This window comes from Rhizobacter sp. P3_B12 (genome assembly GCF_056402895.1).
The window spans coordinates 1-6,466 of sequence record NZ_JBFUGN010000290.1 but is presented as its reverse complement, the minus strand read 5'-3'; the positions used below and the strand labels follow the sequence as shown (position 1 = coordinate 6,466).

Here is a 6,466-nt window from a genome sequence, read left to right as displayed (position 1 = left end):
TGGCACGGACGGGTGGTCGCCGAACAGCTTCTTCAGCACCGAGATCGTGCTCCAGCCGACGATCGGGTGCATCAGGTACAGGCTGTACGACAGCTTGCCGAGGAACTGGTGGACGGTGCCGCTCAGCCAGCCGCGTGCCGCCACCCAGCGCCGGGACAGCACGATCACGAGGGCGGCCAGCACCGGCGCGAGGTGGGGCAGCGACGGTGCGCTGCCGAACACCACGGCGAGCTCGATGCCGACCAGCGCCCACCACCAGCGCCACGACAGGTCGCCGAACACGCACCAGCAGGTCAGTGCGCCCAGCCCGAACATGTGCCAGTAGCGCACGAACAGGCCGTCGACCGGCAGCTTGATCTGGCCGACCGCCAGCACCAGCGACAACGCGGTCAGCGCGGCGATCGCGAGGATCGGGCGGCTGCGCGGCTGTGCCGGGTCGTGCGCGGCGGTCAGCACCAGCACCAGCACGAGGTAGAACTGCAGCTCGATGCACAGCGTCCAGAACACCGCCGAGATGCTGCCGTAGCCGAGGATGTCCTGCAGGTAGAACAGGTGCGAGGCGATCTGCGCGGCGGAGAACTGGCCGCRGCCGGCGAGTTCGGCGAACAGCAGCGCCGACAGCTTGGCCATCGCGATGCACAGCACGATGGTGGCCCAGTACGGCGGATCGAGCCGCACCGAGCGGCGCAGCGCGAACATCGCGACGTAGCGGCCCGACAGCGGCGCATCGCGCAGGCTCATCGAGATCACGAAGCCGCTCAGCACGAAGAACACGTTGACGCCGGTGGCGCCGAAGCTGCCGATCAGCGCGTGCAGCCAGTCGGGCGTGAAGGGGCGCAGCAGCGTCTCGGTGTTGAGGTAGAGGTGGTACAGCACCACCAGCATCGCCGCGACGCCGCGCAGGCCGTCGACCGTCAGGTTGCGCGGGGGCAACGAGGCGGGGGTGGCGGTGGCGTCGGGTCGGGTCATGCGGGGTCGGGTGCGGGCAGTTCGGCGGGGTCCGGGAGCGTCCCGCCGAGGGAAAAGGCGTCGCATTGCACCATAGGCATCTGGCAGAAAACACCACCCGGGCAGGGGGGCGTCCCTCGGGCAGGGGGGCGGTGCCCGAGGGGAAAAGACACGCGCGAAGTGTGACTTTGTCCATAATCTGCCGATGCTTCCGCGCCCGGTTCACCGCTCGCCCCGCGCCATCCCGGCGCGCCGTGCGGTGCTGTTGCGGCTGGCGTCGATCGCCGCGCTGTCAGCCGCGCCGGCGGGGGCCCGCGCGGCCACCGACCCGTTCGTCACCTGGATGCAGATGCTGCACGACCAGTGGGCGGTGCCGGCCTACGAGGCGCTCGACCGCAGTGCGGCCGCTCTGGTGGCGGTGCTCGAGGCGGCGATGGCGGCCGGCGGCCAGCCGACGCCGGCCCAGCTGAAGGAGAGCCAGGCGCTGTGGCTGCAGGCGATGCTCAGCTGGCGCCGCCTGGAGGCGCTGCAGATGGGGCCGACGCTCGCGCGGCGCAGCTCGAAGGCGATCGATTTCTGGCCGACCCGGCCGAAGGTGATCCAGCAGGCGGCCACCGTCACCGCGACCGCGCCGATGACCGGCCCGGCGGCGAGCGACGCGATGGAGCGCTGGGGCACGGCGGTGCGGGGCCTGCCGGCGCTGGAGTGGCTGCTGTTCCCGGCCGGCACCGAGCCGCAGGCGCCGGTGCTGCGCAGCCCGGCGCTGTGCCGCTACACGCTGCGCATCGCGATGGCGCTGAAGGAGGAGGTGGGCCTGCTGCTGGCCGGCTGGCGCACCGAGGCCGACCGCTGGCGCTCGGCGACGCCGCCCGACGTGCCGGCGGCGAMGAAGCTGATCCTGAACCTGCTGGTCGGCAGTGTCGAGCTGCTGCGCGGCAAGAAGCTCGAGAAGGCGGCCCGCGCGCAGGCGCTGCAGGTGCCGGGGCAGCGCGACGCGCTGGAGAACTTCGACAGCATGCGCACGAAGCACACGCGCGAGTTCCTGCTGGCGCATGTCGATGGCGTCGCACAGCTGCTGCTCGGGCAGACGCCGGGCCTCGCCTACACCCAGGGCGGGCCGCGCTGGGGGCTGGACGACGTGCTGGCCGAGCAGGGCCTCGCGAAGCCGCACGGGCCGGCGCTGCGGCGCGCGGTGACCGCGGTGCGGCAATCCATCGCGGCGCTGCCGGTCGATGCCGCCACCTGGACGCCGGCGCGCATCGCCGCACCGGTGAAGGCGCTGGTCGCGCTGCGCGCGGTGATCGACCCGCCGATCGCGACGGCGTGGAAGGTGACGATCGAGTTCACCGATGCGGACGGGGATTGACGCGGCTCAGCTTGCGTTGAGATGCGAGTCGGGTGGTGACCACTGATCCAGTTGCGACCTCAGCTGCCCAAGCAGCTCACCGTTGAACTCATTGGTTTGGGCAAGTCCAATACTGCGCCTCAATCCAACGATGTCCTCCTGGAGAACGGTCGATGGAACTTTATTGATCATGGTCGCGACCTTGGTGATCAGTTCGACCTGCCGCGAACTGGTGGGTTCCTTGAGGTGCTCGAGATCCTTCGGAGTCAACGAGGCTTGACGCTTGATGATTTCCCCGATTGCCCCGTTGCAGGCGGCCTTCCAGTTGGGGTGCTCGAAGATCCAGAGCATGCAAGCCATTCTGCAGGCGTCAATCGGGGCGGCCGAGATGATCTTGTCAAAGCGATCTGGGAAGCCACCAAGAAATTGCGTTGCCCGGATCATCGTCTCCAGCTGAGGTCTTTCGGGTTCATCAATCGCCAGCATTCGATGCCTGACGTCGTTTGCCACGTCGGCGATGCGGGTTCGGCCAGGTTCCTTGTCGAACAGGGTGAGTGCAGCCCGGATGTCGCACCTGCCGTGGAATGCGTCTGGATCGTGCTCGATGAAATGCTGGATCACCGAGAGCAGCGAATCGGGCACGTCGCCCTCGAGAGCCGCAGTCGTTGCCTGGGGCTCGTCGAACAGAAGAAATTGCCACACCGCTTCGGCTTTTGATGCAAGTCCGGCCGCTTCCGCAGTCGCGGCATAGCTCATCAACTGTTCGGGATCAGTCTTGATGCTTCCGTCAACGACGGCGAGCTTCAACCTGGAGGTGGTGGGCTCCGTCACGAACTCGAAGTTGGAACCCGGGCTTTGCAACCGGAACTCCGCCATGCTGGCCCGATCGGAGGGAGATTCGATCTCCGCAGGCCATTCTTCCAATGAAAGCTCCGGGCGTGTGAGGTGTTCGGAACACGTGTCGCGTGCACTTTGCCGCTGCGGACCGAACTGCCGCTCATTCTGTGCGGGCAGACCTGTCGTCTCAGGCGTTCTGCGAGGCGAAGAGGTTCCCGAAGTGGCGAGTCGTGGCAGCATGATCGACAGAGTGGTGTTGAAGATGTGCGTGAGTAACCCTCCCCGGGTGGATCGTTCAATGACATTTGACAACGGGGTCAGTTGGTTCAATATCCAGCCTCTGGTTGACGAACCGCCGTCAGGAGCCRCACATGACGACCCTCACGACCCCGCGCTTCGAGCAGCGCGCCGAGCAGCCCTGCATGTTCATCCGCACCGACGTGCGGATGGGCGAGATCGAGTCGAAGGTGGTGCCGCTGATCCCGCAGCTGTTCGAGTGGCTGCAGGCGCACGACGTGCCGCCGGCCGGCCCGCTGTTCTTCCGCTACAACGTGATCGACATGAACGGTCGGATGGAGATCGACGTCGGCACCCTCGTCGGCAAGCCGGCCACGGGCGATGCGCGGGTGCAATCGGGCACCGTGGCTGCCGGCAGCTACGTGACGATGCGCCACACCGGCCATCCCGAGGAGCTGATGCCGGCCACCGCCTACCTGCTCGCGTGGGGCCAGCAGCACCAGGTGGCGTGGCGCAAGCAGGCGCGCGGCAGCAGCGCCGAGGCGTGGGACGGACGCTACGAGTTCTACCTCGACGGGCCCGACACCGAGCCCGACATGTCGAAGTGGCGCACCGACCTGGTGTTCGCTGCCGAGCCGCGCTGAATCCGTCGCCCCGCGCTCAATCGCCGGATTCCCACTCGATCCGCGCCCCGAGCGCGCACAGGTTCTCGACGAACTGCGGGTGCGCGCGCCGGATCGGCCCGGCATTGCGGATCACCGAGCGGCCGGGGATGCTGGCCGCCAGCATCAGCAGCGCGATCGCGACGCGGATGATGTACGGGCTCTCGACCTCGGCCGGCGACAGCGGCTTGCCGCCGAAGGTGACGATGCGGTGCGGGTCGGACTGGAACGCGTGCGCGCCGAACTTCGACAGCTCCGAGGTCCAGCCGAGCGCGCCGTCGTAGACCTTGTTCCAGAACATCACGCTGCCCTGCGCGCGCGTGCCGAGCGCGATGAAGATCGGCAGCAGGTCGACCGGCAGGTAGGGCCAGGGCGCAGCCTCGATCTTCGGCAGCATGTTCTGCGTGAACGGCTCGGCCACGCGCAGCGGGCCGTCGACGACGGTGCGCGACCAGCCGCCCTCGTGCCGCACCTGCACGCCCAGCTTCGCGAACGTGCGGTCGATCAGCGGGAACTGGTGCGCCGCGGTGTTGCGCACGCGCACGTCGCCGCCGGTGATCGCGCCGAGCGCGAGGAAGGTCACCACCTCGTGGAAGTCGTCGGCGAAGCTGTAGTCGGTGCCGCCGAGCGCGTCGACGCCGTGGATCGTCAGCCGCGAGGTGCCGCAGCCCTCGATGCGCGCGCCGAGCTGGCGCATGAACTCGCAGAACTCCTGCACGTGCGGCTCGGAGGCCGCGTTCATCAGCGTCGCGCTGCCTTCGGCGAGCGCCGCGCACAGCACGAAGTTCTCGGTGGTGGTGACCGACGCGTAGTCGAGCCAGTGGTCGGCCGCGCGCAGCGGGCCGTCGCTGCGCACGATCAGCGCATCAGGCCGGCGCTCGACGCGCGCGCCGAAGCGCTGCAGCACCTCGACGTGCGGATCGATCTCGCGCACGCCCAGCGTGCAGCCCTGCACGTCGCTCTCGATGCGGGCGACGCCGAAGCGCGCCAGCAGCGGCGGCACCAGCATGATCGACGAGCGCATCTCCTGCGGCAGGCGGTGCACGGTCTCGTCGAAGTTCGTGCTGCGGTGGTGCAGGTCGAGCAGGCCGGTCTTGAAGTCGACCTCGACGCGGCTGCCGAGCGAGCGGAACACGTCGAGGATCTTGCGCACGTCGGTGATGTCGGGCACGCGGCGCAGGCGCACCGGCTGCCGCGTCAGCAGCGTGGCACACAGGATCGGCAGCACCGCGTTCTTGTTGGCCGACGGGACGAGGCGGCCCGCAAGAGGCTGGCCGCCGTGGACGATGAGGTGGGACATGGACAGTGCGCGAGGCGCGCGGTGGTGGGCACCGGCGCACTGTCCGCGGCGTCGTCGAACGCCGCATGAAGCCTGTGTGAAGTGACGAGGGCCTGGTGTCAGCCTTCGTAGCCTTCGACCGTTTTCTCGTCGCGCACCTTGGCGCTGGCCGGGTCTTCGCCGAACTCGCGCTTGGCGCGCCGCTGCCGCAGCAGGTCCCAGCACTGGTCGAGCTGGTGCTCGATGTGGCGGATGCGCTCGGCGTTCTGGCCGGGCGCGGCCGTGCCGTCGCGCAGCTGCTGTTCTTCGTCGACGAGGGCGCTGATGTGATCGAGGATCGATTTGTCGCTCATGACAGCCCCTCGTCCGATGAGTACATCGGCCGATCCCCCGAGGGGATGCCGGCCGGCTTGGGAGCGGCCCGGCGCTCGGCCGGCTTCGCGTCGAACAGTAGCGGTCTCACGGTGTTTTCTCCTGCAGTGGCGGATGCGGCGCAGCGTACGCCGGAATCAGTAGCCGACGCTGTAGCGGTAGTTCTTGTAGCGCAGCACGGCCGACTTCAGCCGGATCTGCTCCAGGTGCACGTTGGGCGCGATGATGTCGCCCTCGTGGTAGAGCTGGCCGTTGACGATCAGCATGCGGCTCGCGCGGCTCGCCGAGTAGGTCGCGCCGCTGATGGCCAGCGTGGGCAGTTCGCGGCGCACGTCGGCCGGCAACTCGCTCACAGGCACGGCCGGCGTCTCGTCGACGGCCGGCGTGGTGGTGCGCGCGGGTTCCCGCTTCGCGGGCACGGGCTTGCGCTGCGGCTTCTCTGGCGCCGCGACCGGTTCCGGGATCGGCGCAGGAGCGGGGGCAGCAGCAGGAGCGGGGGCCATCGCGACGGGCGCCGGGGGAGGCGGTGCCGGCACCGGCTGCGGAGGCGGCGGTGCCGAGACGATCACCTCGATCGGCTTGTCGCGTCCGAACGCCATCCACGCGAACACGACGATCAGCGCCAGCCCGAGCAGCGACGCGACAAACCCCCAGCGCATGCCGCCGCGGCCGTCCGGCAGGTCGTCGTCATCGGCCGTGGCGGTGGCCGTCTGGGCATGCAGCCCGGGCACGCGGCCGCGCTCGCGCTCGGAATCGGCGCGTCGCAAGGCATCGAGGATGTAGGAC

7 protein-coding genes are annotated in these 6,466 nt (G+C 69.1%); 2 read left to right on the top strand and 5 right to left on the bottom strand.

Going from position 1 to position 6,466, the window contains the following annotated elements; all coding sequences use genetic code 11:
* Positions 1-969, bottom strand: a 969-nt coding sequence (locus AC1D01_RS16295) for an acyltransferase family protein (RefSeq protein ID WP_477868000.1), incomplete at its 3' end; no start/stop codon positions are given.
* A gap of 184 nt (positions 970-1,153) precedes the next feature.
* Here AC1D01_RS16295 and AC1D01_RS16290 point away from each other — a divergent pair.
* Positions 1,154-2,314 (top strand): imelysin family protein, encoded by a 1,161-nt coding sequence (locus tag AC1D01_RS16290; protein WP_477867998.1) that lies wholly within the window; start codon positions 1,154-1,156, stop codon positions 2,312-2,314.
* A 6-nt stretch (positions 2,315-2,320) separates the two neighbouring features.
* On the opposite strand, the gene AC1D01_RS16285 is transcribed toward AC1D01_RS16290, so the two are convergent.
* On the bottom strand, positions 2,321-3,460 hold the full coding sequence (locus AC1D01_RS16285; RefSeq protein WP_477867996.1) for a hypothetical protein: 1,140 nt from the start codon (positions 3,458-3,460) through the stop codon (positions 2,321-2,323).
* 41 nt (positions 3,461-3,501) lie between these two features.
* On the opposite strand from AC1D01_RS16285, the gene AC1D01_RS16280 reads away from it, so the two are divergent.
* Positions 3,502-4,011 (top strand): GyrI-like domain-containing protein, encoded by a 510-nt coding sequence (locus tag AC1D01_RS16280; protein ID WP_477867994.1) that lies wholly within the window; start codon positions 3,502-3,504, stop codon positions 4,009-4,011.
* 16 nt (positions 4,012-4,027) lie between these two features.
* Here AC1D01_RS16280 and AC1D01_RS16275 read toward each other — a convergent pair whose 3' ends face one another.
* The 3 genes from AC1D01_RS16275 to AC1D01_RS16265 all read right to left on the bottom strand — a co-directional run.
* A complete protein-coding gene (locus tag AC1D01_RS16275; protein WP_477867993.1) occupies positions 4,028-5,329 on the bottom strand; it encodes a UDP-N-acetylglucosamine 1-carboxyvinyltransferase in 1,302 nt (433 codons plus the stop codon).
* Between the two features lie 98 nt (positions 5,330-5,427).
* Complete coding sequence (locus tag AC1D01_RS16270) at positions 5,428-5,661, bottom strand: DUF2630 family protein (RefSeq protein WP_477867991.1); 234 nt, start codon at positions 5,659-5,661, stop codon at positions 5,428-5,430.
* Positions 5,662-5,817: 156 nt separating this feature from the next.
* Positions 5,818-6,466 (bottom strand): general secretion pathway protein GspB (locus AC1D01_RS16265; protein ID WP_477867989.1); only part of this gene is annotated, 649 nt, incomplete at its 5' end.